1 tRNA gene and 2 rRNA genes (1 of these 3 cut by a window edge) are annotated in these 2,500 nt (G+C 52.8%); all 3 read left to right on the top strand.

What is annotated here, in order from left to right:
* Nucleotides 1-2,031 (top strand): 23S ribosomal RNA (locus tag BMY36_RS18615) (it extends 808 nt beyond the left edge of the window).
* 192 nt (nt 2,032-2,223) lie between these two features.
* Nucleotides 2,224-2,338, top strand: a 5S ribosomal RNA gene (gene rrf / locus BMY36_RS18610).
* An 82-nt stretch (nt 2,339-2,420) separates the two neighbouring features.
* Nucleotides 2,421-2,497, top strand: a tRNA-Met gene (locus tag BMY36_RS18605).
* Nucleotides 2,498-2,500: the final 3 nt, after the last annotated feature.

The raw sequence follows: 2,500 nt of genomic DNA, 5'->3' as shown, positions 1-2,500 counted from the left end.
CCAATCAAACTTGGAGATAGCTGGTTCTCCGCGAAAGCTATTTAGGTAGCGCCTCGGACGAATACCATTGGGGGTAGAGCACTACATGGATGATGGGGGCCCACAGCCTTACTGAGTCTAAGTAAACTCCGAATACCAATGAGTACTATCCGGGAGACACACGGCGGGTGCTAACGTCCGTCGTGAAGAGGGAAACAACCCTGACCTGCAGCTAAGGCCCCTAATTCGTGGTTAAGTGGGAAAGCATGTGGGACGGCCAAAACAACCAGGAGGTTGGCTTAGAAGCAGCCATCCTTTAAAGATAGCGTAACAGCTCACTGGTCTAGATAAGCTGTCCTGCGGCGAAGATGTAACGGGGCTCAAACCACGAGCCGAAGCTCAGGATGCGTAGCAATACGCGTGGTAGCGGAGCGTTCTGTGATATAGGACGCTGTGTATTTATACTCGGCATGCTGAGTGTAACATACACAATGTGCTTTCTGTGAAGCCGGGCTGTAAGGCATCCGGTGGAGAGATCAGAAGCGAGAATGTTGACATGAGTAGCGACAAAGAGGGTGAGAGACCCTCTCGCCGAAAGTCCAAGGGTTCCTGCTTAAAGCTAATCTGAGCAGGGTAAGCCGGCCCCTAAGGCGAGGCCGAAAGGCGTAGTCGATGGGAATCAGGTTAATATTCCTGAGCCGTGAGGTAGTGACGGATTGCAGAGGTAGTTTGCCCTTATCGGATTGGGTGGGCTGCTGAGTGGTCCCTGGAAATAGCTCCTCTATAAGACCGTACCCTAAACCGACACAGGTGGACTGGTAGAGAATACCAAGGCGCTTGAGAGAACCACATTTAAGGAACTCGGCAAAATGCCTCCGTAAGTTCGCGAGAAGGAGGCCCTATTCGTACGCAAGTATGGGTAGGGGGCACAAACTAGGGGGTGGCGACTGTTTACTTAAAACACAGGGCTCTGCGAAGTCGTAAGACGACGTATAGGGTCTGACGCCTGCCCGGTGCTGGAAGGTTAAAAGGAGGGGTGCAAGCTCTGAATTGAAGCCCCAGTAAACGGCGGCCGTAACTATAACGGTCCTAAGGTAGCGAAATTCCTTGTCGGGTAAGTTCCGACCTGCACGAATGGCGTAACGATCTCCCCGCTGTCTCAAATGTGGACTCAGCGAAATTGAACTGTGTGTCAAGATGCACACTTCCCGCGGTTAGACGGAAAGACCCCATGCACCTTTACTATAGCTTCGCACTGGCATCAGGATTGAGATGTGCAGGATAGGTGGTAGGCATTGAATCGGGGACGCTAGTCCTCGTGGAGCCTCCCTTGAGATACCACCCTTCTTACTCTTGATGTCTAACCGCGGTCCATTATCTGGATCCGGGACCCTGCGTGGTGGGTAGTTTGACTGGGGCGGTCGCCTCCCAAACAGTAACGGAGGCGCGCGAAGGTAGGCTCAGAGCGGTCGGAAATCGCTCGTTGAGTGCAATGGCAGAAGCCTGCCTGACTGCAAGACTGACAAGTCGAGCAGAGACGAAAGTCGGTCATAGTGATCCGGTGGTCCCAAGTGGGAGGGCCATCGCTCAACGGATAAAAGGTACGCTGGGGATAACAGGCTGATGATGCCCAAGAGTCCATATCGACGGCATCGTTTGGCACCTCGATGTCGGCTCATCTCATCCTGGGGCTGGAGCAGGTCCCAAGGGTACGGCTGTTCGCCGTTTAAAGAGGTACGTGAGCTGGGTTTAGAACGTCGTGAGACAGTTCGGTCCCTATCTGCCGTGGGTGTAGGAGATTTGAGAAGAGTTGCCCCTAGTACGAGAGGACCGGGGTGAACGTTCCACTGGTGGACCAGTTATCATGCCAATGGTAGTGCTGGGTAGCTATGAACGGACAGGATAACCGCTGAAGGCATCTAAGCGGGAAGCCCCCTTCAAAACAAGATCTCCCTTGAGAGCCGTGGAAGACCACCACGTCGATAGGCCAGAGATGTAAGAGCGGTAACGCTTTCAGTTGACTGGTACTAATTGCTCGATAGGCTTGATTTGATCCAGAAACAGCAAGGTTTAGGCAGCAGCGTATGCTGAAACCGTAAAACCTCTGTCTAAGGCAAGTCAAAAGCATACATCACTACGTCACATTGTGACGGCAGTGTAAGAACATGGAAACATTGGTTAAGCCGCATAGCAAAACCACTGATGTTGTCTCCCTGAGCAATCAGGGAAGCGTTTCTTTCTCGGTTTGGTGGTCATAGCGCGAGCAAAACACCCGATCCCATCCCGAACTCGGCCGTTAAGTGCCGTCGCGCCAATGGTACTGCGTCTTAAGACGTGGGAGAGTAGGTCACCGCCAAACCTAGTAAGAAACGCTGTCTCTCAAACGATCGTCATATAACCCCAAACTAAAAATTGGGGCACGGGCCCAATAAGCCCACCGTCGCGGGATGGAGCAGCCCGGTAGCTCGTCAGGCTCATAACCTGAAGGTCGTCAGTTCAAATCTGACTCCCGCAACCAAAA

The sequence above is a fragment of the Pseudorhodobacter antarcticus genome, from assembly GCF_900110135.1.
Taxonomy (GTDB): Bacteria; Pseudomonadota; Alphaproteobacteria; order Rhodobacterales; family Rhodobacteraceae; genus Pseudorhodobacter; species Pseudorhodobacter antarcticus.
This window is presented reverse-complemented; position numbering and strand designations above follow the sequence as displayed.